Origin of the sequence: Kothea flammea (assembly GCF_052161645.1) — a bacterium.
Classification (GTDB): Bacteria; Planctomycetota; Planctomycetia; order Pirellulales; family Pirellulaceae; genus Laterigemmans.
Window position 1 is genome coordinate 5,514,908 of sequence record NZ_CP197414.1, and the last position, 25,705, is coordinate 5,540,612.

Below are 25,705 nucleotides of genomic sequence, written 5' to 3' on the forward strand. Positions count from 1 at the left end.
GCATGCGATGAACAACCACTTTGGAAACACAACACGCCGTCATCATCTGCTGCAGCTGGGCGGTGGCCTGGGCAGTCTGGCGCTGGCCGCCATGTTGCAGCGGGACGGCTACGGTCGCGACGGCAGCTGGGCCCCACCCACCGGCCAACCCCATTTTCCCGCTCGCGCTAAGAATGTGATCTGGCTATTTATGAATGGCGGTGTCAGCCATATGGAAAGCTTTGATCCGAAACCTATGCTGACGAAATACGCCGGCAAAACGATCGCGGAAACTCCCTTTGCCGACACGCAAGATCCCGCCAAGCTGGCGCTGGAACGTTTAGTCGTCCCCGATGGGAATGGCAACCAACGTAACGTCCTCTACCCATTGCAAGTTGGTTTCAAGAAACATGGTCAAGCTGGCATTGAGATCAGCGATTGGTTCCCGCATGTGGCAAGCCAAGTCGACCGCTTGGCCATCGTGCGATCACTCTGGACAACCGACAGCAACCATGGTGCACAAACTCAGTTCCATTCTGGTCGGCATCGCAACGACGGAGACTTTCCCACCCTCGGTGCCTGGGTTCATTATGGCTTGGGCTCGCTCAACGACAATCTTCCGCAGTTCATTTCGCTGGGCCACCGGGAATACTGGAACAAACGAGATGGCCACTATTTGGGCCCTGCACACGATGCGGTTCCACTGAAGATTGATCCTCAAAATCCGCTTGACTACAGCCAACCGGCCCGCCCCTTTCCGGCCGCCGCTCGGCAGATCGGCACCCAGCTGACGGAACAACTCAATAACCTCCGCGCCGAAGACTATCCTCAAGATGAAGCGATGGCTGCTCGCTTGGCTGCTTATGAGCTGGCTTATCGCATGCAACGTTCGATCCCCGAAGTCGTTGACTTCTCCCAAGAGACGGCTGAAACCAAGTCGCTGTATGGTTTGGATCACGATCACAGCAAAGCATTCGGTAGCCAATTACTTGCCGCCCGACGTTTTGTCGAGCGTGGTGTGCGGTTTGTACAGATTCAACACGGCGGCGGCGGAGCGGGTGCTTGGGATGCCCACGGCGGTCTGAAAGCCAATCACGAAAAAAACGCCCTAGCAGTCGATCAACCGATTGGTGGTTTACTGCACGATCTGCACCGTCGCGGTTTGCTCGATGAGACTCTGGTTGTTTTCGCCACCGAATTTGGTCGCACACCGGGAAGCCAAGGGTCTGATGGCCGCGACCATCATATCTTCGGATTCTCCGCCTGGATGGCTGGTGGTGGCATCCGTGGTGGCGTTGTCCACGGAGCCACGGATGAAATTGGCTTTCACGCCAGCGAAGATCGACACTACGTGACCGATATCCACGCCACCATCCTGCATCAACTCGGCCTCGACTCTCGCCAACTCGAAATTCCCGGCCGCAAACGCTTGGAAATTGACCACGGCGTCCCGATCAAAGCGATGATCGCGTGAGCACGTTTCGCCCCTGCTATCAAACGGTGGCTAGCGCCAAAACCGCTAACCGTTCGCCGCGGTTCCCGTTAGCCGTTTTGGCGCTCGCCACGGTTCCCATTAGCCGCTGACAGAGAGAAATACTACTTGCTCCTAATCAATCTTTACAGGCTCACCGTCAGCATACTGCAAAGCAAATCCAAGCATCTCCTCGGAGATGGTCCCTTCGATAGTGCGAACGGAACCGTCCCCAAAGCCCACGATCGCCATCAGCGCGTCGCCAAAAACAGAGGACCGTAAATTGCTCGAGTCCAACTCCCACGCCGCCGGATTGGTCCATTCAATAGCAGCAGACCGCGGTGACCGCATCAACCAGATCGTATTACTTAATCCGTCTTTGATATCTTTAAAACGCAAGGGCTCGGCGGAGGAGTAAATCGCACCTGGTATGACCGGCAATCGATAAGTGGTCATGCCTGGCGGGAGAGGTCCGCCGAGCGGATCTGCATAGACTGGCGGAATCCGCGAAAGCAGCGATTTATTGTACTCGCTGTCCCAAGGTTCATCTAATTTGAATTGATCGTACAACTCCTGTTGGCCAATATAGGGCAACAACGCAACTCGCCAACTTAGTAATGGCTTGCCATTTTCACCTTGAATCGCTGCTGGAACGATGTGGCCATAAACATCATGATAATGGTGCATCGCCATTGATATTTGTTTGAGGTTATTGGAAGCCTGCATGCGCTGCGCCGCTTGACGCTGGGCCCCCATGACTGTGCCCAGCACGCTGTTCAAGGCCTGTGGCTGAATGCCCAAAGTAACCTGACTACCGTCGGTTGCCGCTGTCACCGCGGTCTCCAGTCCAGGCGCTAACTTTACCAATTTCATCGTCTCCGCCAGAGCGACGTCGGCCGACGCCCCGTCTGGGCTGAACATACGAATTTGGAGGTCAACGTTTGGCGACAGGCTCCAGCCAATCGCCAGCGTATTTACGTTCTCAACCCAACGACTGGGGGAAAAATCGGTGGAAACGTCGCTGCTAAGTTTGTCGGGAAATACCCGGCCAAGTGTGGCTTGCAGTTCCTTGGGCAAGCTAAGAACGGCTTGATGCGGAAACTTTGCCAACGACTGCAAGCCGCGGCTAAAGTCGTCACGATCTACTCTCTGTTGCGAATCGGCTACCTGCTCGAACTTCGACCTCATCACTGCGGGGCAGACGACAACCTGTCCCGTTTGCTGGAGCACGACAAACTCTAACGGACCGGGAATCGTCGCAACGAACTGCTGCAAGAACATTCCGACCGCATTCACGTCTTCGCAAGGAATCACCAAACAAACCGCGCCGTGCGGAATCGCGCCGGCGGGGACGGTGAGGTAAAGATATTTGGCCCCCGCGTCGCTCAACGTGCTGAGGGACATTTGCACGCTCCGCTCGATGTCTGCTCCCGCGGCACCAACCATGCCGGAAAGCAAGGGGCCGAGCGTTTCTGGTTCAATTGCCAATAGATCCAATTTGACGACCGCAATTGTGTCGGTCATGACGACCCCGACCGGCAGTGTTAACTCATTGGCGGCGGGCTGCTGGGCCTGCACCCGAGCGATGCCGACAAACATCACAACTCCCAGCCACGCAAGGCAACGGCAGCGTCGCGCAATAATCGCTTTAGCATTCATCATTCTTACCTTTAAGCGTGCAGACTATTCTTGGTGAGACGATTCATAAAATTTCAAGATCACGACCGTTTCAGGATCCCCTGACCAACGCTCGGTTCTAATTAGCTTGGCCGATTGGTCATCGATTCGCTCGTATCCGAACGCTTCGTCCGTGTAAGGATCGGGCCAGGCGGGTAGATCTTTTAGTTGGTCCAAGGCTTGCGGCACCTTACCATTCTTCGCCACGTAATCGCGAATCGCCTCGATGGTGACCAGACGAGCAATCGTTTGTTTGGTCCGAGTTCCCGCCGCGTCGGCTGCTTGCATCGCCGGCAATAGAAGGCTCGCCATAATCGTGGCAATGTCACCGATCACCTGCTCCTCGCCTTGCCTGGTCTTCAGACCGTTCTCAGCCGCTTCCCAGTAAGCGTCTCGCATGTTGTTCGGAATGTAGCTCCACTTCATGAAATCATCTTGAATGACACGAATGGAACGCGCGGTAGCTCGCACCATCGCCTCCGCTGGGCTCATCGCTTCGACGACTTCAGAATCAACTCCGGCTTCCAGCAACTTGCGACGCGAGTAATCAGACAAACCGACAATCGCGGCGCCGGCCAAAAGGCGTGCGTTTACCATCCGACTTTCACTGGGCGCGCCGTCGTAAGCCTGAACAATCTGTAAATCCAATAACAGGCTAATAGCACGCTCCTCCCAGACTTCGGCAGGCAGTCCCGCAGGAGGAAGTTTGTCGAGCGAGCTAAAAACGCGAGAAATAATGCTGGCTTCGAACTGAATCGACTCCAACACTTCGCTGGTCGAAGGCGGTAGACTGGCCAGCGCCCAGTACAGATTCGGGCAGTCGTCAGCTTGAATAAGATCTTCCACTTCGCTGAGCATCAACCCACTGATCGCCAAGCCAACCAATCTAGCGACCAAGAAGTCGATTGCTTGTCCCGTCGACTCACCCAAACGAAAACCAACTTGGAGCGTCTTGAGCGCGTCGTCAACCCTTTGCTCGGCAATCGCGAGTCGTATTTCCAACTGGAGAATTCTCGCCAGTGCTCGCATTTCCTGAAACTCAGGCAGCAAAAGTTCAATCGTTTCCACGCCGCGAATGCCCTCGATGGGCAAACCATAGTCGGTGTCTTTGAGCAACCGTGCGCCGTGGGCTTCTTGCAGCGCAAGCTGATAATTCTCCAGGGCCGCACGAGCCTCTGCTTGAGGCAGATCGGCCGGTGCAAACTCCATCAGTTCCTCCCACTGGTTCCAAAATTCTTCGGCAGCTTTCGAACTGCGACGATCTTGCTGAGCCATCAACAAGATTGCCCGCTGAAATCTTACAAACGCATTCCCGGGCGTCATCTCGAATCGATCGGGCCAAAAACGATATTGCAAGGCGGGCACAGGTTCGGTCGCCGGTGTCAGCCAGAGCACCGGGATTTCCGCTGGTTCGTCTACCTCAGCCTCGTCTACCTCAGCTGAAGACTCTGCAAGCGACGAGATCGTCTGTCCCTGTCCCAAAGTCGTTTGCATGTCGAGCAAGCCGACCAAAGCGGTAATCGCCAAGGTCCCCGTGAAAACAGTCCAGCGCATAAACAGACTCCTGAATAGTAGTGAATCTCAAACAACGAAAAGCATCCTCCGCTGGTTCCTAACCACTTTCTCAATCAAACCACTGCATCAGATCGGTCGTCGACTCTCGGTTAGTAAGTGGAGTGCGAAATCCATCTAGGTGTCGCAGTTGTCTCCGCGGCGATATTTTTGACGACTTTGTGACGGCATTATTTTCCACGGGGCTACCGCCCGCACCGCTGAGCCCCTCGGCGACATTGGCTGGAACATTACGAGTCGACACGATATTGAGCTGGTCCAAGACGGAATGAATATCTGAAGCCGACCGAGTTGTTAGATATTGTTGCGGAGCCGAACCCGCGGGACTTTGATATCCCGAGAATATTGCCAGCGTTTCCCAAAAATGGGAAAGGTCCAACGCCGCGAACTGTTCATTCGCGCCAGGTTGTGGCTGCGACTCCACAGCATTTACGGGGATCTCAAGCGACGGAGGTGTCGGCTGGCTGTCATTTGCCGGCACTGGAATTGGTTCCCGCACTGAATCGCCCGCCACAACCAATCTCTCACCGGCGGGGGAATGAAACTGCCCCAGCCAATAACCTATCGGCCCGACCAGCAAACAAGAAATGCATGCCGCGAGCATCAGCGGTCGCCACGCGGCAGCGGATTGTGATGAATGAGTTGTCGACATTTCGCCCAGCGCACTCTGCCGCCCAGCTTGAAAGCCACAAGCGTACATCGCCTCCGCTTCGCTGGTTTCAGTAGCCTTGGGAGCGAGCGTCTGCAGCTGTCGCTCGAACGCGGTATGTGATTTCTTTTCAGGCTCATTCACATTTTGTGAATCTTTATGATTCATGACATACCTCGGTTTGAACACCCGCTCGTGATCGCAGCCGTTCAAGACCGCTGTGATAAAGTCGGTTTGCGGTAGCCAACGAGCAATCGGTTGTCGCGGCAATTTGTCGAAAGGTTAATCCGCCCCACAAATGCATGACAATGACTTGCCGCTCGTCGGTCGGCAGCATCTGCAGCCAAACGGTTACTTGTTGGCCGTCGAGTTGCGAGTCAAGCTCTGCCCCCGCATCAGAGAACCAGTTTTGTTGTGGTGCCACCACTAGTTGATAATTGGCCTGGGACTGGCGTTTGCGTTGCCAGCTGAGCAGCTGGTTGCGGCTGACCCGCACCAACCAAGCCAACGGGTCATCCGGCAGTTTGCCCTGAGTCGCCAGTGAGGTAAAAGCTTCTTGAACAGCATCCTCGGCCGGCTCTCCCACCGACCGGGCGATCACCAGCAATCGCCCCGCGTGGGCGCGCCACAATTCGGCAAGGATTGCTGGATCAATCACTGGGAACTCGATGCATGTCTCGGTAAAAATGTCGGCCTTGATAAACGGTCCTTCTATCAATCTCAAGGACGTGCCAAGCGGCTGGCTGTTTCACAAATCCGCAAAGAACTTGCTTGCCGATCGATTTGGTCTAATACCTTTATAGAAATTTTGTTTCCCAGCAGCGAAAAAACGGCGATGTCAATGGCTTCATTGAGAGAGCTTAGCGGGGGGCAAGAGGCCGGATACTCTCCCCTCGCTGCCAACCAAGACGGGCCACGCCTTTCCGTGACGCAACGGTGCTGGGTTGGAAATCGCGTTAAAACCGAGTGACGCCAATGGGTACCAGTCGTCGCCCGTCAAACTGATGTCGGTGCCGTTGGGTCCAGTCGCCAACCAGTAACCCGAATTGAGCGTTCCTGCTGGCTTGGAACCGGAACGTTGCAAGTCCGGAATTTGAGCGGCAGCTGCGGGCGAGGGAGGCACAAAAACGATCGAGGACCGAAATCCTGGCGGCTTGTTTCCCGTTGGCAATCGCCATGTCGCGCCGGCATCTGCGGAGATTGCGATTTGGTTGAGCGGCTGCGCAGGAAGCTTATAATCGCCGCCGACAGCGACCAGCAACCCGCTGGGACCAGTCGCCAAACCGAAAATTCCCGCCGATGGCCCAGCAGGCATGACACCAACCTCACTGGTCATCCAGGTGGCGCCGAAGTCATCAGTCCGCAGCACGCGGCTGGCCTGTTGATCTACCTCATTCGCTGGTTCGACCGCGACGCCCCCACCGAGCCCGATCACGGCGGATCGCTCGCCGATTGCAACAATCAGTCCGTTGCTAGCGGCAAAACCAGCTTCACCCTCCCGCGCGATGATCGGGCAATCAAGCGTCTGCCAAGTACGTCCGCCATCCTCGGTCCGCAAGATTAGAAATCTGCCCTCGATGGGATCGCCGCAGGCAAGCCCGCGTTGCGAGTCCCAGAAGTGCACGCTGTTGATAAAGGCTCCGGAATGTTCATTCTGATAGACCCGCTCCCAACTTTGCCCCTGGTCTGCTGATCGTAAAATCAGAGCGGGGCTCCCCGCGGAGGCTACCACTAATGTTGACTGGTCGATAATTGCCAGCGAACGAAAATCCACGGCACCTGCTTCTCGCGGGCTGCGGTCAAACCAAGTCCGCCCTTCATCTGGCGAAAAGAAGACAACCCCAACCGACGACTGTGTGGCCGACTGCGGGACTGTCCCGCACACATATAACTGCCCGCCTTCACCGGCGGATACGCCACGCAGACTGGCTTTGACAGGTATGTCGATTGCTTGCCATTGCTGCGCCGGCAGCGAGCACACCGCCTGAGTGACACTCAATAAGCAGAGAGCAATCGGTGCCAGTCCACAGCAACGCGTAATTCTCTTGTTTTTCATATTACGATCGTGAAATGGGGCGCTTGAGAAAATGCAAATTGACAGATCGCCACTGTTTCGTCCCTCCCATCATAGTCGCTGAAATCCCTAACTTGCGGCGCAAGCAAAGCGGCACTTTAAGCGGATCGGGTTTTTCTCCATTTTGATTTTCTAATTGCGCGGTGCCAACTGAGCAGTTACGGGGTTAAATCTTTGCCCTGTTGTCTTTGCTTTTTCTCGCATCCGCTCTCAGGCTTGTCCGATTTTGTGCTTTATCGCTCGCGAAGTTTGCCAATCCGTCCGTTCTGCGGCATGGATTGCTCTGTGTCTATTGTTGTTACTCGTCAGCTCAGTCGGGTGCGATCGATCAGCCACACCGGCCTCCGACAAACCAAAATCCACCGAAGCAGCAAACGCAGCGGAACCCACTGCCGCTGAGCAGGCCTCCGCGGCGAGCGATAACGAATTGGTTAAGGTTGCCTACGAAGCACCTTCTCGAGGTGGCTACCTTGGTAACGACGCTTGCCTGGAGTGCCATGAAGCGATCTGTGCATCCTATAAAGATCACCCGATGTCGCGGTCGATTGCCCCCGTCGACATCGCCGCCGAACGAGCCCGCCTAGCTGGAGAAGCGACTCCAATCGGCACGCCCAAACACCATTACCAGATCAGCATCCGCGAGAACGAACTTTGGCACACCGAGCGGATGATTGACGCTGATGGTGAAGAAATCTTCGCGGACGGTATTGAGATTGACTACGTAGTTGGCTCGGGGAAGCGTGCCTTTGCCTATTTGGCGAGCCGTGACCAACTGTTGTTTATGTCGCCACTCAATTGGTACTCAGACGATCAAGTCTACGATTTCGCTCCTGGACACTCCCTGGACGATCCGCGGCGACTCTCACGTCGAGTTACTGACGACTGTTTAAGCTGTCATGCGGGCCAAGTGAACGAACTCGAACGCAACACCGCTCGCTTTCAATCTCCAGCTTTATTGCACGCGGCAATTGGTTGCGAAAACTGCCACGGCCCGGGCGAACAACATGTGCAGTTTCATCATGGCTCGACAAACGCCCAAGATACCATCGTCAATCCTGATAAGCTTGACCATGAACAACGCGAAGCGATCTGCTACCAATGTCATTTGCACGCGCCAGCTAGGATTCTCAGACCCAACCGCAGCCAATTTGACTTTCGGCCAGGCGACCGTCTGGAAGACATTTGGGCGATGATGGTAACGGACGCTGGAATCGCCGAGGATGGAACCACGAAAGCCGTTAGTCATGTTCAACAGATGCACGCTAGCGAATGCTTTCAAGGTAGCGACGGTAGGATGGGTTGCACCAGCTGTCACGATCCCCACGCTTATCCTTCCCCGGAGGAGCGTGTTGCTTATTACCGCAATCGTTGCTTAAGTTGTCACGACTTGGATGCCTGCGAAACTCCCACAAGCGAACGGCAAGCGGTTGGCGACTCCTGCTTTTCCTGCCACATGCCGGCCAGGACCGCACAGCGGATATCGCATGTCAGCCAGACCGACCATCGCGTGATCGTTCCCCGCACGGATGTCTCAAATTCAAAAAATGACGGCCAACCACTTCAAGCCAATGACCAGCCTGCCGCGCCAAGCAACGGCCAACGGACGGCCTCCGCGGATTTGCAATTCTTCTGGAACTCTGCCGATTCACTACCTGAATGGGAGCAACAGCGATCGCTCGGCATGGCACTCTGGTTAGCCGGTTCACATCAGGGCGGCCGTCCGAATCTAGAGATCGTGGAACAGCTCGCACCGCTGGCCGAACAAACACGTAAGGACGGTCCGATGCTCACGGTGCTGGGAGCCTTTTGGTTGCAGTATCAATCACCCGAGCGAGCCAGATACTACTTCGAGGCCGCACGCGAAGATGCGAATGTCCGCGAAAACGTGCTATCGAATCTCCTCACGATCTATTATCTATCGAGCCAGTGGCAAGCGGCCCTGCCAATCACCAATGAACTATTGAAAATCGATCCAAAGAATGCCCGCACCTTTGCGCTTCGCGCCGACATCTTGGCTAACTTAAATCAAGTCGACGCCGCCCTGGCAGCGGGCGAACAAGCGCTAACCTGCAATCCCACGCTAACTCCCGTGCGGAAATGGCTGATCGAACAGTATCGACAACAGGGCGACACAGTCGCCGCAGAACGCCACGCGGCACTGCTCAGCCGCATCGAAACCGCGTCGCGGCAAACTGAGTCACGGGAAACTGAGTAATGATCCGCTGTCCAGTCATCCCTCATCCGCCACGTCGCGTCGATTTGTGAATTCAACGCTCGACTATTTTCTTTGGACTTGGGCTTAGTTAAATTACCAGATTCATCCTCCCATAAGAAATCAACAGGAATGTGAATCATGGCGGCTAAATTTCTGAACCCTCATCGATTGCTGATCTCCCTAACCATGGGGTTCGTGTTTTCTTTCTGTACATTTTGCCTGACACCGAGCCTATTCGCTGAGACCTGGACCGATAAAACGGGAGCCTTTTCTGTGGAGGCCGAATACGTCGGTGTCAACGGCAGCAACGTACTTCTGAAGAAGAGCGACGGCACAACGATCTCCGTGCCGATTGCCAAACTCAGCGATGAAAGCCGCGCTCAGGCGAAGAAACTATTCGAGATGTCACAGGTGGCCAAGCCAAACGCTGCCACACCAAATGGCTCCGCACCGAGCAACAAATCGACCTACAAGCCGCTCGCCCGGCAACTGAACTTTACGCCTCCCACACCCCCGCAACTCGCTGCCGCGTTACCGTTCCCCACAAATACCTCATTGCAAGACGCCTGGGAACATGTTCGTGATCAAGCGCTGGCGGGACATCTGGATGTCTTTTGGGAAGCATTGCCTGGCGACATTCGCCAGTTCATTGACAGCGAAAAAATTCGCGAAACACTCCGGCCGTTCCTGGAAGAAAGCGATATTTCGATCAGCCCAGAAACGATTCAGCTGGTCAATAAACTGACGGAGGTGCTAGTGACCAAGAAGGAATTCATCCTAAACTCACAACTATTGACCGCCGTGCCTCCTGAGCAATTGCCATTGATCAAACAAGGCTTTGATCCAGCCGTAGGGGTCATCCATGAATATGCCGATTTCACTTTCAGCATCGAATTAATCAAAGATTATCCCGTCAGTGATATGGTAAAATATCACTTACCTCGTATCGGCGCCCATCTCTACGAACTGCTGATGCTTGTCCCAGCAGATGCCCGCGATGCATTGATCAGCCAAGTATCTACCGAGCAGACCGGAGATACCACCGGTACGATGACCTTCCCAAATAGCGAAGGCGTTGTCCAAACCTTTGAAATGGTCTACTACGAAGATCGCTGGGTACCCAAAGACATGGTGACAAGGTGGCTCGAAGAGAAAGACACAATCATTGAGAAGATGGTTGAGAATGCCTCTTCGGGCATGCAGATTGGCAACAGCCCAGAGACAACGGCGATGATCGCCGAAATGGTTCGACAGATCGACACTGCCTTGGACCCGCTGCTGGCCGCTAACACGCAGCAGGATTTTGATATCGCCCTCGGGCAAGCCATCCTTCCCTTCCTGGGAATGGCTGGCGCATTTCCGGGCGGAGCTCAACAGCCGATCCAATAATCACAGCCACTGCCGACGAGATCCGGTTTTGGGGCGATGGCAGTCGCAGGTGTGGACGTGGTCCGGAGGAAGCTCGGCGGAAATCGATCTGCCCCGCGTGACGGATTGGCCATTAACGCCTGGCAACTCGATGCGCGGAGGTCGCGGATTGGACTCGCCTCCCAACAACGAGTGCGCCCAACCGAAAAACCACTTACTCTATCCTTCCCAACACCGAACACAAAGCCTGACCCCGGCGAAGCCGTCTGAGCATTGAGGTGAAGATCATGATTGTCGACCAAATATGGACAGGCAACGCTTCTCGGAATTTCAATTATCTGGTTGCCTGTCCGGAAACCGGTGAGGCGTTAGCGATTGATCCACTGGACCATGTGCAGTGTTTGGCGTGCGCCCATGAAAAAGGTTGGGAGATCACCCAGATTCTTAACACCCACGAACACCGTGACCATACTGGAGGTAACTCGGCAATGGTTCAGGCGACTGGCGCCAAATTGTTTGCCCACGCTCTGGCTGGCCCGCGCATCGAAGGGTTGGATCATGGCTTGAACGCGGGCGATGTCGTTCGCGTGGGCAAGACCGTGGAACTACTTGTCCTGGACACGCCCGGACATACGCTGACTCACATTTGCCTGTTATATGATACGGACGCTCCTGCGCTATTCAGCGGTGACACGCTGTTCGCAGCCGGCGTGGGAAACTGTCGTGGGGGCGGCGATCCCAGGCAGCTATTCCAAACTTGCTCCCAGCAGTTGATAAAATTATCTGGTGATACTCGGATCTACCCAGGCCACGACTATCTCATCAACAATCTGGGTTTCACCCTTGACCGTGAGCCCGATAACGCACGAGCGTCGGCGTTATTGCAAGAGGCAAGTCAGACCGATCAGCACTTGCTCACGACGCTGGCGTTGGAACGCGAGATCAATACCTTCTTGCGGCTTGACAACCAGACCGTGATCAGCCGACTGCTCGACGCGTTCCCCGATATGCCAAGGCAACCCTCCGCCGAGGAAGTTTTTGTGCGACTCCGCGAGTTGCGAGATCAATGGTGATCTCTTGCCAGCAGCTCAGCAAAATTGGTTTTCTCCGCCTACGTTGTGACGCGGAGTTGCTCATTCATGAATCATGTTTGAGCGACGGGAACCCAATGGCTCAGCCGATTGTTTCAGTCGATGTAAATGAACTCGTTTGTGTTCAACAAGGCCACGCAGACCACCTGCAGCGTACCTGCAAGATCCTCGTGGCTGGACAATAATTTAACCAGTTCGGTAAGCTCTTGCACAGTCGCCGGCCTGCTATACACACGTCGAATTAATCGCTCGCTTAAGCTTTCCAACCGACGGAGCGGGGGACGCGAGTTAGCATCAAAATTGTGATTATGCGCTAGCTCGGTCAGCAGCGTTTGGGACAATTGCTCAGCTGCGGTTAATGTCAATTGGCTGTTCAACAGCTGCAACGATTGAATGGCGGTGGTCGATTGTCCCCGCACCGCGCAGGTCGCTCCGGCGTCCGGTCGATCAAAGACTTCGAAAATTGGATAGCGAAGATTCCGACGCGCGAAAATATAAATACTGCGACGGTGGTGGTCGGCTGCCGATTCACTGGTCTTCCACTGACCCTTTAACAACGTGGAGGTCAGTTCAGGCGGCAACGGGGGCAACACGCTAGGACCACCGTAGCGACGATCGAGCTGGCCGCTGATCGCTAGCAACGCGTCTCGAATTAATTCGCCCTGCAAACGTTTCCTCGGAAAGCGGCTGTACAAGCGATTGTCGGGATCGCGTTCCAGAGCTCGTGCGAAATGGCTGTCTGCCAGCTCGTTTCCCGCTTCGGCAAAACTCGCCTGCCGATAAGTCGCCGACAACAAAATCTGACGATGCAAATGCTTGATGCTCCAGTCATTCTCGATCATTTCCCAGGCCAACCAGTCGAGCAGCTCGGGATGATTGGGCTCCGCTGTAATGACCCCCAAGTCATTAGGATTATCACACAGACTTGTACCAAAGTGATGTTGCCAAATGCGATTTGCGATCACCCGAGCAACGAGGGGATTTTGCGGTTGAAATAGCCAGTCGACGAACTCAGAGCGGGGATCTTGCTCGCCAAATTGTTGATGAAAGTCAACATCACAAGCGACTCTCGGCGGCTTGGGCTGCACCGCGGCACCACGACCGTCCAGTTCGCCGCGATGATACAAATAGGGACTGATCGCTTGAGGTTGAGCAGACAGTTGTAACACGTGCCGATTGGACTTCAGCTTGGGCACGGCCGCTTCGAAGATCGCCCGCAGACGGAAAAAATCAGCTTGGCTGATCGGATCATATTTGTGGTCATGACACTGGGCACATTGCATTTGCATACCCAGCAAGACGGCTCCCAACGTGCCCGTCATTTCATTCATCTTGTCATGCCGCCGGAGATCCTGCTCATTGATGTCAGGCATGTCGGGGCCGGCCAACAGAAACATGGTGGCAATGGAGACGATAGGATCATCGCTGAGGTCGCCGGCAAGCTGTGCGCGGATGAATTCGTGATAGCCAATCCCGCGGTTCAACGCATCGATCACCCACTGCCGATACTGCCAAGCACCGTCGCGAACGTTATCGTGCTCGAACCCGTCGGTTTCCGCAAAGCGAGCTAAGTCCAACCAATGCTGGCCCCAGCGTTCACCATAAGCAGGTGAGCTAAGCAGGCGATCAACCAATCTTGCATAAGCGGCAGGATGTTGGTCACTCAGAAAATCTTGCAACTCACGAGGCGTCGGTGGCAGCCCAAGCAGATCGAACTTGACGCGCCGCAATAACACCGCACGGCTGGCGGTCGGAGCGGGTTCGAGACCCTTCTTTTCCAACCTTCGTAAAACAAATGCATCGATTGGCCCCGCCGGCCAAGCGGGGTTGACGACCTTGGCAGGACTGATTTTGGCGAGTGGTACGAACGCCCAATGCTCGCGATCATGATTCTCGATCGGCATCTCATCGGCCAGCCCGGGGGAGCAAACACAACACGCCCAGCCGCTGGCCAGCAACAGCATGAGTATCAGCAAACTTGAGGAAAAACATCTCATGCCAAGATCTCCTTGACGACCGAAACATCATCGGTTGGGCCGATCAATCGTTCGTCGAGTCCATTGTGATAAAAGGAGAGACGTTCGTGGTTGATGCCGAGTAAATGGAGCAGAGTCGCGTGCAAGTTGCGAACATGAACTTTGCCCTCAGCGGCACGCAAACCAATCGGATCGGTAGCTCCATAGGACATGCCAGGGCGCACGCCTCCGCCCGCTAGCCACATCGAATAGCCCCAGGGATTATGGTCGCGTCCATGCCCCGATTCACTCATCGGCATGCGGCCAAATTCACCACCCCAAATCACCAGGGTGTCTTCCAATAATCCTCGCTGCTTCAGGTCCTGCAACAAACCGGCAACGGGACGATCCGTCTTCTGACAATGAGTGGTGTGATTATTTAGCAAGTGGTTGTGCGCATCCCAGCCGTTGGTGTCCCCTGAATAAACTTGTACAAATCGCACGCCACGCTCAATCATTCGCCGCGCCAACAAACAACGTTGGCCATAATCACGCGTCTCCGGTCGGTCGAGTCCGTACAGCCGATGGGTCGCTTGGCTTTCCTGGTTGATATCGACTAATTCAGGAGCGGATGCTTGCATGCGAAAAGCCAACTCATACGCTTCGATGCGGGCATGCAGTTCATCATCGAAATGCCGGTCGGCCAAGTGTTGGCGATTGAGGGTTTGCGCTAAGGCTAAAGCTTGCTGTTGCTGCTGTGAGTTGAAATTGCCGGCGGGTTGCAGATGTAAGATCGGTTTATCCCCGGGGCGCATGGTGACCCCTTGGTAATTGGCTGGCAAAAAGCCGCTTCCCCAAGCTGGCGGCCCCCCCTTGAGTCCACCGGCCGGATCGGGCAACACGACGAAGGCGGGCAAGTCTTGATTTTCACTGCCCAAGCCATAAGCAACCCAACTACCGACGCTGGGGCGTCCCATTAAAATGCTGCCGGTGTTTAACTGGTAGACGGATTGGGGATGATTGACGCTATCACCATGCATTCCTCGCAACACGCAGAGGTCGTCGGCGTGCCGCGCAATTTCCGGCAGAAAGTCGCTGATCTCCAGCCCCGATTGACCGCGCGGTCGAAACGGCTTGAGTGGACCCAACAACGGATTCTTGGCCACGTTACGACGTGTCTTGAACGCACCAAAACTGTCCGGTACGGGTTGGCCCGAGAGTTTTGTCAGCTCTGGTTTCGGATCAAATAGATCGACATGGCTCGGCCCGCCATGCATGAATAGCCAGATCACCCGTTTGACCCGCGCACGACTCGGCTCATACCAGGTTCGATCCGCCCCCCGCTTGTCATCCGTCTCGGCCGCTTGCACCCGGTCTCCCGCCAGCATGCGCGCCAATGCCAACGCGCCGAACCCGCCGCCGGCATGGGTGAGGAAATCGCGTCGTGGCAGCGGGGCCGCGGAAACAGCCGGTTGAAACGGTTTCATGGCGATTACTCAGGTGGCTCGAAATCATCCAGCCAGCTCGTAAACAGCGGCCCGACGTGCAGTTTCATTGTAACCGATTCGCGGCCGCCTGCTGAAACTGATCTTGGCTGCGCCAAATTATCAAGATACCGACCAGGAACAGCAGGCCCGCCAGCATCTGTAAGGTTGTGCCGATTAGGTAGACTTGGTGTAGCGAATAGAATTGTGCCGGCTGCAAAATTTCCATCTCCGGGACGTCGAGTAAGCGATCGAGTCGTGGATGCAAAATAAATAAACCCGCTTGCACGGCTGCCATCACGCCCCAAGTCGTCCAGACCAGCCGCCGCAATCTGCGTCCCTGATGGCTGTGGGTGGAACGCAAGTTGATCAGAAACACAAGTAACGCGACCGCTGCTAGCAGATTAATCCAGACAGTGACTCGCCGCGTGATAAAGCCGACGGTGGTGTGGCTGCCGAGAACTTCATGGGCGAGCGGGATCACGACAGCCGCGTAGAAGGTTAAACCACCCAACCAAAGCGCACCGGCGAGCACAACCAGCGTACGCTCGATCAATGGGTTTCGTTCCGCAGCGCGTGTTGCCGAGTGCTCCATGGTTATTTGTTGATGTCGTATGAACAAATCGAAAAAACGCGGCGAGCAAACGATTAGCGGTTTTGGCGCTAGCCACCGTTTTGGTGCAGGCGATCAGTTTGGTTCAATGCGCCAACCGTGGCTAGCGATTCTTGAATCCGATTTTAATCTTCATCATCTCGCAAACGGGCTAGCACGGAAAAATCTTCCAACGTCGAGGTATCGCCGCTGGCTTCTTTTCCAGCCGCGATGTCTCGCAACAAGCGTCTCATAATTTTGCCACTGCGAGTCTTCGGCAGCGAGGTGGTAAAGCGAACATCGTCAGGCTGAGCCAACGCGCCTATTTCTTGACGAACGTGCTGGCGCAGTTCGTTCCGCAGCGCTTCGTTAGCCTCGGCGTCACGAATGGTTACAAACGCGGCGATCCCTTGGCCTTTGATCGGATGGGGGCGGCCGACCACGGCCGCTTCGCAGACAGCCGGATGGCTGACTAACGCGCTTTCCACTTCAATCGTGCTGAGCCGGTGCCCGGCAACGTTAATGACGTCGTCGATGCGCCCCATGATCCAATAATATTGATCAGTGTCGCAGCGGGCGTTGTCCCCCGTTAAGTATTTACCAGGAACGGTCGACCAGTATTGCTCGACAAATCGCTCCTCGTCGCCCCAAATGCCGCGCAGCATCCCGGGCCAAGGCTGTGCCAAGCAGAGCATGCCGCCTTCGTTATGCTCTAAGACCTCTCCCGCTTCATCAACCACCACCGGCACCACGCCAGGTAGGGGCCGCGTGCAGGAGCCTGGCTTTGTGGGGGTGATCCCCGGCAAAGGGCTCATCATGATCCCACCCGTTTCTGTCTGCCACCACGTATCGACAATGGGACAGCGCTCGGCACCAATCTTTTTGTGATACCAAATCCAGGCTTCAGGATTAATCCCTTCGCCCACCGTGCCCAACAAACGCAGCGAGCTGAGGTCGTGGCGATCCACATGCTCATCACCCCAACTGATAAAGGCGCGAATCGCCGTTGGTGCCGTGTACAGAATGGAAACCTTATAGCGGTCGACCAATTCCCAGAAGCGATCTGGTTGCGGGTGATTGGGCGCTCCTTCATACAACAAACAAGTGGCACCAGCCGACAGCGGCCCATAGACGACATAACTGTGACCCGTGATCCAGCCGCAATCGGCCGTGCACCAATAGACATCCTCCGCGCGATGATCAAAAACCCATTGAAAGGTTCGCTTGGCCCATAAGTTATACCCGGCGGTGGTGTGTAAAATTCCTTTCGGTTTCCCCGTGCTGCCGGAGGTATACAAGATGAATAATGGGGTTTCGCTATCAAGCGGGGTAGCTGGAAAATCATCACTTTGAGTAGCCATGATTTCATGCCACCAAACGTCGCGTCCCTCCGTCATGGGCACATCGAGATCATCGATCCGTCGCAACACCAAACAATGCTGGACTGTGGGCGATTTCTCAAGCGCCTGATCGACCGTTTCCTTGAGGGGTAAAATTTTCCCGCGACGGTAGAGACCATTCGCCGTGATCACCAATTTTGCGCTGGCGTCTTGATTGCGATCGGCGATCGCCTCGGCACTGAAACCCGCAAAGATCACCGAGTGGATTGCACCGATGCGAGCGCACGCCAGCATGGCGATCACCAGCTCGGGCGTCATCGGCATGTAGATGCTGACCACGTCCCCTTGGCTAATCCCCAATTGGGTAAGCGCACCGGCCGCACGGCAAACCTCGCGGTGGAGATCGGCGTAAGTCAATTGCCGTTGGTCGCCCGGTTCCCCTTCCCAAATGAGCGCCACGCGATCAGCCAACCCGGCGGCGATGTTGCGGTCCAGACAATTGTAGCTGGCGTTCGTTTTGCCACCGATGAACCACTGGGCGTGGGGGGCTTGCCACTGCTTGACGGTGTGAAACGGTTCGAACCAGTGAAGATGCTCGCGGGCTTCGGCGTCCCAGAACGCATCGGGGTCTTCGGTCGAGCGGCGGTAGAGGTCTTGGTATTGTTCCAGCGAGTTGATAACGGCTCTTTCGGTGAACTCGGCCGGCGGAGGAAACAGACGTTCCTCGTTGAGAATATGGTCGAGATGCCCGGAGGAGGATTGGGTCATGGCTGGTTTTTCCCTTCGCTGGAGACTGGCAACTGCCTAGCAAGTGATCGATGTTCGACCAGGATTGTAAGAATCTAGGCACTAGAACGTCAACGAAGGGCAAAATAGTCTCCGCAGGATTGCAGCAAGAGCAAGCAATACCTGCGTTTAACGTTTGCGATGCACGGGCTGCAACGAGCGGGTTGCAACAAGTGCCTAGTGCAGCAACAAGCCACCCGCGTCATCCTCGTCCTCTTCCCAGGCGCGGCGAATTTCCCGCAAACCGTAGGCACAGAGGTCGAACTGCTCGCTGAGTTGGATCAGCAATTCGCAAGGCGGACGTTCGGCTCCACCCTCGATCTCGGCGGCGATCGCGTAGGCTCGCTTGCCTTGTTGGCAGTAATCCAAGAAGCCATCGACCGATGATTTACTCGGTCTTCGAAGGCTTTCGGGGTACATGCCCGACCAGAAAAGCGTGAAATCGCCGATGTGACGGTGGACTTCGCGACGGGCCAAGCCGATGCGTTTTTGGCCTTCTTGCAGCATTTGGTAGACCTCAGTGACCGGCTCGCCCGTGCCACGCCGCACTTTGCATAATGCGTCGGAGCGAACAAACCGCAGCAGCAGATCGCTGAGGTAATCCACCATCTGAATGTCGGCAACACCCAGTTTGCCGAGGAAAACAGACTCGGAAATTCCCGTAAGAAACCGATCGAGGGCCGAACGTTTCGGCTGTTCCGAGAAAGGTCGTTCTGAATTTGAATGCGAAGAATCAGGCATCGCAGCCTCCGTGGGGCTTTAAGTTGGCCAAACGAGAGGGAAGTAATCCGCCTGAACTCTACATCTAATTTGCTGGGCAAGCTGGGTCAAGCGAGATCTTGGCAAACTTGCCGAGCGGTCACTCTCCCCCACTAGCTGGCAAAACGACTATTGGCCCGCAAAACACGGTGTCGAATGACTTACCCGGCCTTAGAAATGGGCCCTTTGGGGGTGCGCAAATTGAATAATCCGAAGATTTCATCCCGGGTCAACCCTCGTGAAGTGCCGGTGTCCGCCTCGGAAAAAATTGCTTCAAATAATTGCCGCTTCATGTCCAACACATCGGCAATGCGTTGCTCAATCGTGTTCATCGCCATCATCCGCGTGACCGTTACCGGACCGGCGGCGCCGATCCGGTGGGCACGATTGATCGCTTGATCCTCAATGGCCGGATTCCACCAGCGATCAAACAGGAACACGTACTGACAGAACTGTAAATTTAAGCCAACGCTACCCGCTCCGTAACTCATCAGAATCATATGGCAATTCGGATCGCCCTTGAATTGTTCGATCACCCCTTCTCGCTTTTTGTGCGGGATGCGACCGTGGTATTCGACGGGATTGAATCGCTGCAACGCCGGTCGCATTTGATCGATGCTGTTTACCCACTGGCTAAACACGATCGCCTTCTGACCGCTGGCCGCGACCTCTTCCATGTCAGCGACGAGCCGATCAAGCTTGACGCTGGACCCGGTTACCGGATCAAAGTTGCAGATCTGTTTCAGCCGCAGCACCAACTCAAAGACGTGCTGAATGGTCAGTTCTTCTTCGAGTTCGGTGAGCTGAATAACCCCTTCTTTTTCAGCCGTTTCGTAAGTCGCCCACTGCTCGGCGGTAAGGTCGAGATTGGCGTCGCGATACATTTTCGGTGGCATATCTTCCAGCACCATATCCTTGGTCCGCCGCAAAATATAATCGCCCGCCGCTTTGGCCATGGTTCTCAGATTCATGTCGGTCGACAAGTATCCGGGAGCTAGGAACTCAAAGATGCCAACTAAATCATCGGTCGTATTTTCCACAGGCGTACCGGTCAATGCCCAGGACCGCGTGCGCGGAATGGCCCGCGCAATTTCGCTGGTCGTGCTGTTGCGATTCTTGATCCTTTGCGCTTCGTCCAAGGCCACCAAGTCAAAGTGAAGATCCCCAGCGGTCAACAGCTCGCTGTCACGCATCAGCAATTCGTAGTTGGCAATCTTGATCGGAGCCGCGGGATTTTTCCACAACCATTTGCGACGGTTGGCGTCCCCTTCAATCACGGCAACCGGGATCTCCGGTGCCCACACGCTGAGCTCACGTTGCCAGTTGGAGACGAGCGGTTTCGGGCAAATCAATAACACGCTGCTGACTTCGCCACTGCACAACAACATCCGCATCGTGCTGATCGCTTGCATCGTTTTCCCCAACCCCATCTCATCGGCCAAGACAGCCGCATAACGGGGAAACAGAAAAGCAATTCCATCAAGCTGATAAGGAAACGGCTCGAACGGAAAACTCAGCTCGCCGGTACCGACAAGATGTTCCAGCGGAGGTTGCAACAGATAGTACAAACGATCCTGCAGCTTAACGACATCTTGCGGGGGACGAATGCGAGTCAGTTGTCCGGTGGGGTTCGGCTTTCCCTGCTGCCGCCGCGGCATGCCAGCGTCGTTGACCGTCGATGCTGGAGCCAACGGGGTTGACGAGCCAGTTGACGAGCCGATTGACGGCTGTCCCGAGTTGCCTGACTCCGATGAGCTCAACGCGTTCGAGTTGGCTGACGAGTCTGAATCGGCTGCTGTCACTGCGATTGCAGCAGTCTTCGTTGATTTGGACTGAACTTTAGCCAAGCCCCAGGCTGGTGATTCGGGAAATTGAAACCCGGTCGTCTTGATCGGAATCGAGCGCAAGCGAATCGGAAATGCTTTCAATTCGGGGAAAGCCACGTCCACGGAGTCAACTTCGATTTCCAGCGGTGCCTGCTGGCGACTCCAACTTGCTCCCAACTCGATGCGCAGCGGCTCCGTGATAGTTGGCAACGCGGTGCCAGGCAGAGTGGTGAGCCTCATTAAATCAGCTTGGTTGCGATCGCCCTGCGAGGCATGCTCGGCAGCGACCTGCGACAGCGACTCGGGTGCGATGCGAATACGCGAGCCGAAGAATTCCATGCGTTGATTACCTAGTTGAAAAAGCTGGCTCGGTGTTAGGGCGGGCTATGCGATTAAGCGAACACTGGCTCTTAGGCGGCTCGCGTGGCGGCACCCTGCTGAGCTTCGCGAATTGCCTCACGGATACGTCCGAACGGTTCCTGCCAATCGCTCAGATCCGCAAACAAGGGCAACGCCTCCGTCGCTTGCTGATGCCGGGTTGGGGAGCAGTAATAGGTCTGCCCATTTCCCCGCAGCTCTACCCAGGAAGCGGCATGTTGCTGGGTTGCTTGACGATTCCGCCAAACGACCGCAGAATCGTTGGCGGCATTGCCAGCCGATGAGCCATCGCCCCCATCCCGGGCGGCCTTTCGCGGCAACAATGCCAGCGGCACATCGAGGGTGTCCCCCAGCCCCACCGCCTCCACTTGGTCGGCGCAAATTAGTTGAGGGCGAACGCGAGCACGCTCAAACAATGCCTTCCCGATCGCATCACCGATCAAGTAGGTGGTGAGCGACGCCCCATAAAGAATTTCGTGGCTTCGCGTTGGCCGCACCGGCAAGGTGCAGTGAAACTCCAGTGGGCGACCGCCAGCGTTCAAAATAAGGTACCCGCCGGTCCAGCCTAGGGCCTCTGAATACTCGACGGTGTAAAACCCAATAGCGGGCTTTGATTCGGCGGAAGTCGACTTCATGCGGCTCCATCGCCTGGGGAGGCGGCACGGTTGGCGGGTTGCGCGGATAATCGAAAGACTTACTGCTATGCGGCTCAGTTTCGGTTCGCATGGACGTCAGACTTTAACTCTCCTGGAATAGGCAATTGACGCAGTCCAGGAGGATTACCCCGGCTGCGGCAGGCCTGGGGAGATAGGAATTTGCCAGTAAATCGCCAACTCATGGACAATCAATTTTTTCGTTGGTTATACTAGTGGCTCGGTTTCCGTCCCTTGACCCTCGTCAAAACAAGGCGTGATTCGCAATGTCGAATGACCCCATTCACATCTCGCCCATCTTCCGAATCGATGTTTCCGCGGACCCTACTGCCCCCCCAGCCGCTGCTGAGGAAGGAAACGTAGCGATCGCGTTGCTCCGCGAGCTGGTTGCTGGCCAAGCACGGCAGAATCAGTTGTTACAGGAGTTAGCTGAGGCTACCGCCAACCAGCAAAAACAACGAATGCAAGAGTTGCAGCAGTGGAAAGAAGCCAACCCACGATTGGCGAATGCCTGCCGTCACGCAGCCGAAACACTTAGCCAAGTGCAAACGCAATTTCTAGAAACAATGACCGAGGAAATTACCGACAACGCCGAATGCTTGCTCGAAGGTGAGTTCGTGTTGAACGAATTTGTTGATCGGTTTGGGCCGCGAATGGCTCATATCAATGGCGTGCTACAGGTCTTGGCCCAATTGGGCAGTGGCGTACCGGCCGAGCAAAATAGCTAGTCACTTCCGGTGAAAACACCAACCCCCGATGAAACCAATAGTTGGCTACACCGGGGATCGGGAGGTATCAGACGAACTTGGCTGGTATTCAAAAGTTTGCTTGCTGGCCTGCGTGTTCAATGTGCCGATCTACGAATTCGGACGATTGCATTGAGCTGGGGCGGGAGGGCATGCCTTTGCTTCGCAGCGTTGTTCGGGAATTTCAATTACATTCCGCAACCGCAGCTTGGTGCGATTCCGCAAGTGGGCTCGCATCCGCATGCGGGCTCAATCGCGCAAGGATCGCAGCAGCCGGTGTTCTTCTTGAACAGCTTCTTGAAGACACCGCCGAAGAGTGGCTTGTGGCAAGGAGCCGGCTCGCAACCGCAAGCTGGTTCCATGACTGCACAACCGCAATCGATCGGAGCGATTTCGCAACCGCAGGTTGGTTCGCAAACGGGAGCAATGTCACAGCAGGGAGCCGCGTCACAGCAGCTGTTCTTGTTGAACAACTTCTTGAACAGGCCACCAAACTTGGGACGTGGGTTGCAGCACGGATCCACCACTTCGCAACCACACACAGGTTGTGCGATTTCATAGCCGCAGCTGGGCTCACAAACGGGAGCCGCATCGCAACCACGATTACACAAACGATCAAACAAGCCGAATCCGGCATCTGCCGAGTTGCCAGCGACAATACAGACGGCCAGCAACGCAGGGACGATCACACGACGCATCGGTGAATTCTCCATGGACCGAGGAAACGTGTTTAGCAAACTGCGTCGTATCCTCATTTAACCCGCTACCGACGGTCCGGCGGCAGCTCATGGAGATCGGACAATCTAAGCAAGACTGCATTCTCTCCAGGTCAAACAATCGCAACGCTTGACACCACGTGGTGCACTGCCAATCCGTATCGACTACCCAGTAGGAAACTTTTGACCAATCCGCACCTTTTTACTCATGTCACCCCGTTTGGTGTTGCGATTGTGCGGGTCGAGCCAGCGGGTGCTGTCTGTAGCGGCTAGCGGTTAGCGGTTGTGGCGTTAGCCACCGTTTCGTTGGGCGCGGGTTCTTCGGTGCAATGCGAGAACCGCGGCTAGCGCCATTGCGGCTAACGGGAACCGCGACTAACTCCTACGTACCAGCTTGCTCGGTGACCACGATCGTTTGATCGACTCCATCGATCTCGACTTCCTGACGCATTCCGCTTGGCCAGTAGATGGTGGCTCCATCGACCGCCTGCCGCTCGCCCAAACCAAACGTCAGCGGCAGTTCACTTTGGCTGAGATAACCACGCGTCGGCATGACCACGCGATGCCAACGAGAATCACCCGCCCGTACTTCCACGCGCGCACCAATCGCCGAACGATTGGATTGCTGGCCGATCAATTTAAATCGCAACCAATGGTGCCCCAACTGTTGATCATTTCGTAACAATCGGGGTGGACCACCGTTGGCCGTCAGCACTACATCCAAATCGCCATCGTTGTCGATATCTGCAAACGCCGCTCCGCGACCGACCAGCGGTTGCGAGAAGGCCGTGCCTGTTTCCGCATCACCGAGCGGCACAAGCTGGTTTCCGCCGGCTGAACCTGCATTCCAGAATATCTGCGGTGGCTGCGCGTAAAACTGGCTCGTTTGAACCTTATTGATTTCGGCTTCCAAATGCCCGTTCACACCCAACATGTCGATCCCACCGTCCAAATCGACATCCAAGAAACAAAGCCCGAAGGTTAGCCCCAACCGGGTTTGAGGTCCCAAACCGGTGGCCATCGCCAAATCGTTAAACTCCGCCATGTTAGGCCCCGAGGCTAGGTACAACGCCGATGGTTCATTGGCGAAGTTGCCGATACCAATGGCAACCGTACCGTCATCACGGTAAGCCACCGCATCGATTCCCATAGCACCACGAGCGTTGCCGTTGCGATCATACGCGATCCCCGCCAACTCGGCCGATTCACGAAACGTCCCGTCGCGTTGATTGAGTAGCAGGAAGTTGCGGACCGTATCGTTGGCGATGACCAGATCTAGATACCCATCTCCATCGACATCAACCGGCGCCACCCCCATGGCTTTACCCAATGGAACCGAGGTGTCGCGATTGCGAACGTGCAAACCAGCCACCTCCGACACATCGCTGAAGTTACCCTCGCCATCATTATGGTAGAGCGTAGAAAACGTGCCGCCGAAAGCTCGTGGCGGCCCGTAAGCGCGGTTCTCTCCATCGATCGAAAAGCTCTGCGAAAGATCCTTGTCGCGAGACCAATCGACGTAATTGCAGACGATCAAGTCGAGCAGTCCATCGTTATCGTAGTCAAAAAATCCGCAACTGGTGCTCCAGTCCTGCTCGGCACCGGCAACGCCAGCCTGCTCAGTCAGATCACGAAAAACACCAGTCTCGTTTTTCAACAACCAATTGTGGCCGACCGCGCTGATGAAGAGATCAGTCCAGCCGTCATTATCATAGTCGCCAACCGCAACGCCCATCGCATAAAACGATTGATCAAGGCCCACCTGCATTGTCACATCGCTGAATTGGCCGCTACCATCGTTCGCATACAAACGGCAAAGATGCTCTTCCGCCACCGCGTCGCCTTCACGACTCCAGGGCCAATCGCAACTATTGATCAACAACAAGTCTTGATCGCCATCGTTGTCGTAATCAATCCAGGCGACACCACTGCCCATCGTTTCCGGTAGCAGCTTTTCACCGACGGCTCCGCTGTAATGCGTAAACTCGATGCCAGCATCGGCCGTGATGTCCAGCAGCGGGATTTTGGGCAGACTGACCCCCGTCGTTTGCCGCACCTGTGGCGCTTCGATCTCTACAACTTTGGCCACTTCCTGCTCGCGACTCAGATATTTAACGCCAAACCAACCGCCCACTAACGCGAGAATCGCCAGAGCCGCTAACAACGAACCTCGCAAAGCTCGACCGATCACCGCATCGTCCCCGGCCCCAGTATCGGCCAGTTGTTCCGCTGCAGGATTTGCAGCTGTAGACGCTTGAGGCGACGAACCAGCCTTGCGTCGCGGCGTGGCCGCGCGGTGGGCCGAGTCGCTGCCAGCGGTGGAGCGTTTGTTAGGTTTCTGTTTACTCATAACGGCTACTGCGGATGGTTGTAG

The 25,705-nt window shown here is 55.6% G+C and carries 19 protein-coding genes; 5 read left to right on the forward strand and 14 right to left on the reverse strand.

Going from position 1 to position 25,705, the window contains the following annotated elements:
- Nucleotides 1-7 precede the first annotated feature (7 nt).
- Nucleotides 8-1,453 (forward strand): DUF1501 domain-containing protein, encoded by a 1,446-nt coding sequence (locus SH139x_RS20555; RefSeq protein ID WP_488351640.1) that lies wholly within the window; start codon nucleotides 8-10, stop codon nucleotides 1,451-1,453.
- Nucleotides 1,454-1,585: 132 nt separating this feature from the next.
- On the opposite strand, the gene SH139x_RS20560 is transcribed toward SH139x_RS20555, so the two are convergent.
- From SH139x_RS20560 to SH139x_RS20580, 5 genes are all read right to left on the reverse strand, one after another.
- The gene (locus SH139x_RS20560) at nucleotides 1,586-3,112 is read right to left on the reverse strand and encodes a DUF1559 family PulG-like putative transporter (RefSeq protein ID WP_488351641.1); all 1,527 of its coding nucleotides are present in this window, start codon (nucleotides 3,110-3,112) and stop codon (nucleotides 1,586-1,588) included.
- A 21-nt stretch (nucleotides 3,113-3,133) separates the two neighbouring features.
- Nucleotides 3,134-4,681 (reverse strand): hypothetical protein, encoded by a 1,548-nt coding sequence (locus SH139x_RS20565; protein WP_488351642.1) that lies wholly within the window; start codon nucleotides 4,679-4,681, stop codon nucleotides 3,134-3,136.
- 70 nt (nucleotides 4,682-4,751) lie between these two features.
- A complete protein-coding gene (locus SH139x_RS20570; protein ID WP_488351643.1) occupies nucleotides 4,752-5,516 on the reverse strand; it encodes a hypothetical protein in 765 nt (254 codons plus the stop codon).
- Nucleotides 5,506-6,006: an RNA polymerase sigma factor gene (locus tag SH139x_RS20575; RefSeq protein ID WP_488351644.1), complete on the reverse strand. Its 501-nt coding sequence runs from the start codon at nucleotides 6,004-6,006 to the stop codon at nucleotides 5,506-5,508. Before SH139x_RS20575 ends, SH139x_RS20570 begins: the two co-directional genes overlap by 11 nt.
- Before the next feature lie 189 nt (nucleotides 6,007-6,195).
- Nucleotides 6,196-7,404, reverse strand: a complete 1,209-nt coding sequence (locus tag SH139x_RS20580) for a WD40/YVTN/BNR-like repeat-containing protein (protein ID WP_488351645.1) — start codon at nucleotides 7,402-7,404, stop codon at nucleotides 6,196-6,198.
- A 550-nt stretch (nucleotides 7,405-7,954) separates the two neighbouring features.
- On the opposite strand from SH139x_RS20580, the gene SH139x_RS20585 reads away from it, so the two are divergent.
- The 3 genes from SH139x_RS20585 (at nucleotide 7,955) to SH139x_RS20595 (ending at nucleotide 12,078) form a co-directional block, all read left to right on the forward strand.
- Complete coding sequence (locus SH139x_RS20585; protein ID WP_488351646.1) at nucleotides 7,955-9,637, forward strand: cytochrome c3 family protein; 1,683 nt, start codon at nucleotides 7,955-7,957, stop codon at nucleotides 9,635-9,637.
- Between the two features lie 138 nt (nucleotides 9,638-9,775).
- Nucleotides 9,776-11,026 (forward strand): SHD1 domain-containing protein, encoded by a 1,251-nt coding sequence (locus SH139x_RS20590; protein WP_488351647.1) that lies wholly within the window; start codon nucleotides 9,776-9,778, stop codon nucleotides 11,024-11,026.
- A 266-nt stretch (nucleotides 11,027-11,292) separates the two neighbouring features.
- A complete protein-coding gene (locus tag SH139x_RS20595) occupies nucleotides 11,293-12,078 on the forward strand; it encodes a hydroxyacylglutathione hydrolase (protein WP_488351648.1) in 786 nt (261 codons plus the stop codon).
- A gap of 113 nt (nucleotides 12,079-12,191) precedes the next feature.
- Here the strand turns inward: SH139x_RS20595 and SH139x_RS20600 are convergent, their stop codons facing one another.
- The 7 genes from SH139x_RS20600 to SH139x_RS20630 all read right to left on the reverse strand — a co-directional run bounded on the left by SH139x_RS20600 (nucleotide 12,192) and on the right by SH139x_RS20630 (nucleotide 21,851).
- Nucleotides 12,192-14,093: a DUF1549 and DUF1553 domain-containing protein gene (locus tag SH139x_RS20600; protein WP_488351649.1), complete on the reverse strand. Its 1,902-nt coding sequence runs from the start codon at nucleotides 14,091-14,093 to the stop codon at nucleotides 12,192-12,194.
- Complete coding sequence (locus SH139x_RS20605) at nucleotides 14,090-15,538, reverse strand: DUF1501 domain-containing protein (protein ID WP_488351650.1); 1,449 nt, start codon at nucleotides 15,536-15,538, stop codon at nucleotides 14,090-14,092. Before SH139x_RS20605 ends, SH139x_RS20600 begins: the two co-directional genes overlap by 4 nt.
- A 64-nt stretch (nucleotides 15,539-15,602) precedes the next feature.
- Nucleotides 15,603-16,091 carry a hypothetical protein gene (locus SH139x_RS20610; protein WP_488351651.1) on the reverse strand — a complete coding sequence of 163 codons (489 nt, stop codon included), beginning with the start codon at nucleotides 16,089-16,091 and terminating at the stop codon, nucleotides 15,603-15,605.
- A 182-nt stretch (nucleotides 16,092-16,273) separates the two neighbouring features.
- Nucleotides 16,274-18,235 carry an acetate--CoA ligase gene (gene acs, locus SH139x_RS20615; protein WP_488351652.1) on the reverse strand — a complete coding sequence of 654 codons (1,962 nt, stop codon included), beginning with the start codon at nucleotides 18,233-18,235 and terminating at the stop codon, nucleotides 16,274-16,276.
- A 195-nt stretch (nucleotides 18,236-18,430) separates the two neighbouring features.
- Nucleotides 18,431-18,994: a hypothetical protein gene (locus tag SH139x_RS20620; RefSeq protein WP_488351653.1), complete on the reverse strand. Its 564-nt coding sequence runs from the start codon at nucleotides 18,992-18,994 to the stop codon at nucleotides 18,431-18,433.
- Between the two features lie 179 nt (nucleotides 18,995-19,173).
- Nucleotides 19,174-21,177, reverse strand: a complete 2,004-nt coding sequence (locus tag SH139x_RS20625) for a DEAD/DEAH box helicase (RefSeq protein WP_488351654.1) — start codon at nucleotides 21,175-21,177, stop codon at nucleotides 19,174-19,176.
- Between the two features lie 71 nt (nucleotides 21,178-21,248).
- On the reverse strand, nucleotides 21,249-21,851 hold the full coding sequence (locus SH139x_RS20630; protein ID WP_488351655.1) for a hypothetical protein: 603 nt from the start codon (nucleotides 21,849-21,851) through the stop codon (nucleotides 21,249-21,251).
- Nucleotides 21,852-22,135: 284 nt separating this feature from the next.
- On the opposite strand from SH139x_RS20630, the gene SH139x_RS20635 reads away from it, so the two are divergent.
- Nucleotides 22,136-22,597, forward strand: a complete 462-nt coding sequence (locus tag SH139x_RS20635; protein ID WP_488351656.1) for a hypothetical protein — start codon at nucleotides 22,136-22,138, stop codon at nucleotides 22,595-22,597.
- A 206-nt stretch (nucleotides 22,598-22,803) separates the two neighbouring features.
- On the opposite strand, the gene SH139x_RS20640 is transcribed toward SH139x_RS20635, so the two are convergent.
- Entirely contained in the window at nucleotides 22,804-23,313 is a 510-nt protein-coding gene (locus SH139x_RS20640; protein WP_488351657.1) for a keratin-like protein, read from the reverse strand.
- A gap of 400 nt (nucleotides 23,314-23,713) precedes the next feature.
- A complete protein-coding gene (locus tag SH139x_RS20645; RefSeq protein ID WP_488351658.1) occupies nucleotides 23,714-25,681 on the reverse strand; it encodes a CRTAC1 family protein in 1,968 nt (655 codons plus the stop codon).
- Nucleotides 25,682-25,705: the final 24 nt, after the last annotated feature.

What these genes read in the sequence shown, in the direction of transcription:
- SH139x_RS20555 (WP_488351640.1), top strand. Translation starts at nt 8, where the DNA reads ATGAACAACCACTTTGGAAACACAACACGCCGTCATCATCTGCTGCAG.
- SH139x_RS20560 (WP_488351641.1), bottom strand. Translation starts at nt 3,112, where the DNA reads ATGATGAATGCTAAAGCGATTATTGCGCGACGCTGCCGTTGCCTTGCG.
- SH139x_RS20565 (WP_488351642.1), bottom strand. Translation starts at nt 4,681, where the DNA reads ATGCGCTGGACTGTTTTCACGGGGACCTTGGCGATTACCGCTTTGGTC.
- SH139x_RS20570 (WP_488351643.1), bottom strand. Translation starts at nt 5,516, where the DNA reads ATGAATCATAAAGATTCACAAAATGTGAATGAGCCTGAAAAGAAATCA.
- SH139x_RS20580 (WP_488351645.1), bottom strand. Translation starts at nt 7,404, where the DNA reads ATGAAAAACAAGAGAATTACGCGTTGCTGTGGACTGGCACCGATTGCT.
- SH139x_RS20585 (WP_488351646.1), top strand. Translation starts at nt 7,955, where the DNA reads ATGTCGCGGTCGATTGCCCCCGTCGACATCGCCGCCGAACGAGCCCGC.
- SH139x_RS20590 (WP_488351647.1), top strand. Translation starts at nt 9,776, where the DNA reads ATGGCGGCTAAATTTCTGAACCCTCATCGATTGCTGATCTCCCTAACC.
- SH139x_RS20595 (WP_488351648.1), top strand. Translation starts at nt 11,293, where the DNA reads ATGATTGTCGACCAAATATGGACAGGCAACGCTTCTCGGAATTTCAAT.
- SH139x_RS20600 (WP_488351649.1), bottom strand. Translation starts at nt 14,093, where the DNA reads ATGAGATGTTTTTCCTCAAGTTTGCTGATACTCATGCTGTTGCTGGCC.
- SH139x_RS20605 (WP_488351650.1), bottom strand. Translation starts at nt 15,538, where the DNA reads ATGAAACCGTTTCAACCGGCTGTTTCCGCGGCCCCGCTGCCACGACGC.
- acs (WP_488351652.1), bottom strand. Translation starts at nt 18,235, where the DNA reads ATGACCCAATCCTCCTCCGGGCATCTCGACCATATTCTCAACGAGGAA.
- SH139x_RS20620 (WP_488351653.1), bottom strand. Translation starts at nt 18,994, where the DNA reads ATGCCTGATTCTTCGCATTCAAATTCAGAACGACCTTTCTCGGAACAG.
- SH139x_RS20625 (WP_488351654.1), bottom strand. Translation starts at nt 21,177, where the DNA reads ATGGAATTCTTCGGCTCGCGTATTCGCATCGCACCCGAGTCGCTGTCG.
- SH139x_RS20630 (WP_488351655.1), bottom strand. Translation starts at nt 21,851, where the DNA reads ATGAAGTCGACTTCCGCCGAATCAAAGCCCGCTATTGGGTTTTACACC.
- SH139x_RS20635 (WP_488351656.1), top strand. Translation starts at nt 22,136, where the DNA reads ATGTCGAATGACCCCATTCACATCTCGCCCATCTTCCGAATCGATGTT.
- SH139x_RS20640 (WP_488351657.1), bottom strand. Translation starts at nt 23,313, where the DNA reads ATGCGTCGTGTGATCGTCCCTGCGTTGCTGGCCGTCTGTATTGTCGCT.
- SH139x_RS20645 (WP_488351658.1), bottom strand. Translation starts at nt 25,681, where the DNA reads ATGAGTAAACAGAAACCTAACAAACGCTCCACCGCTGGCAGCGACTCG.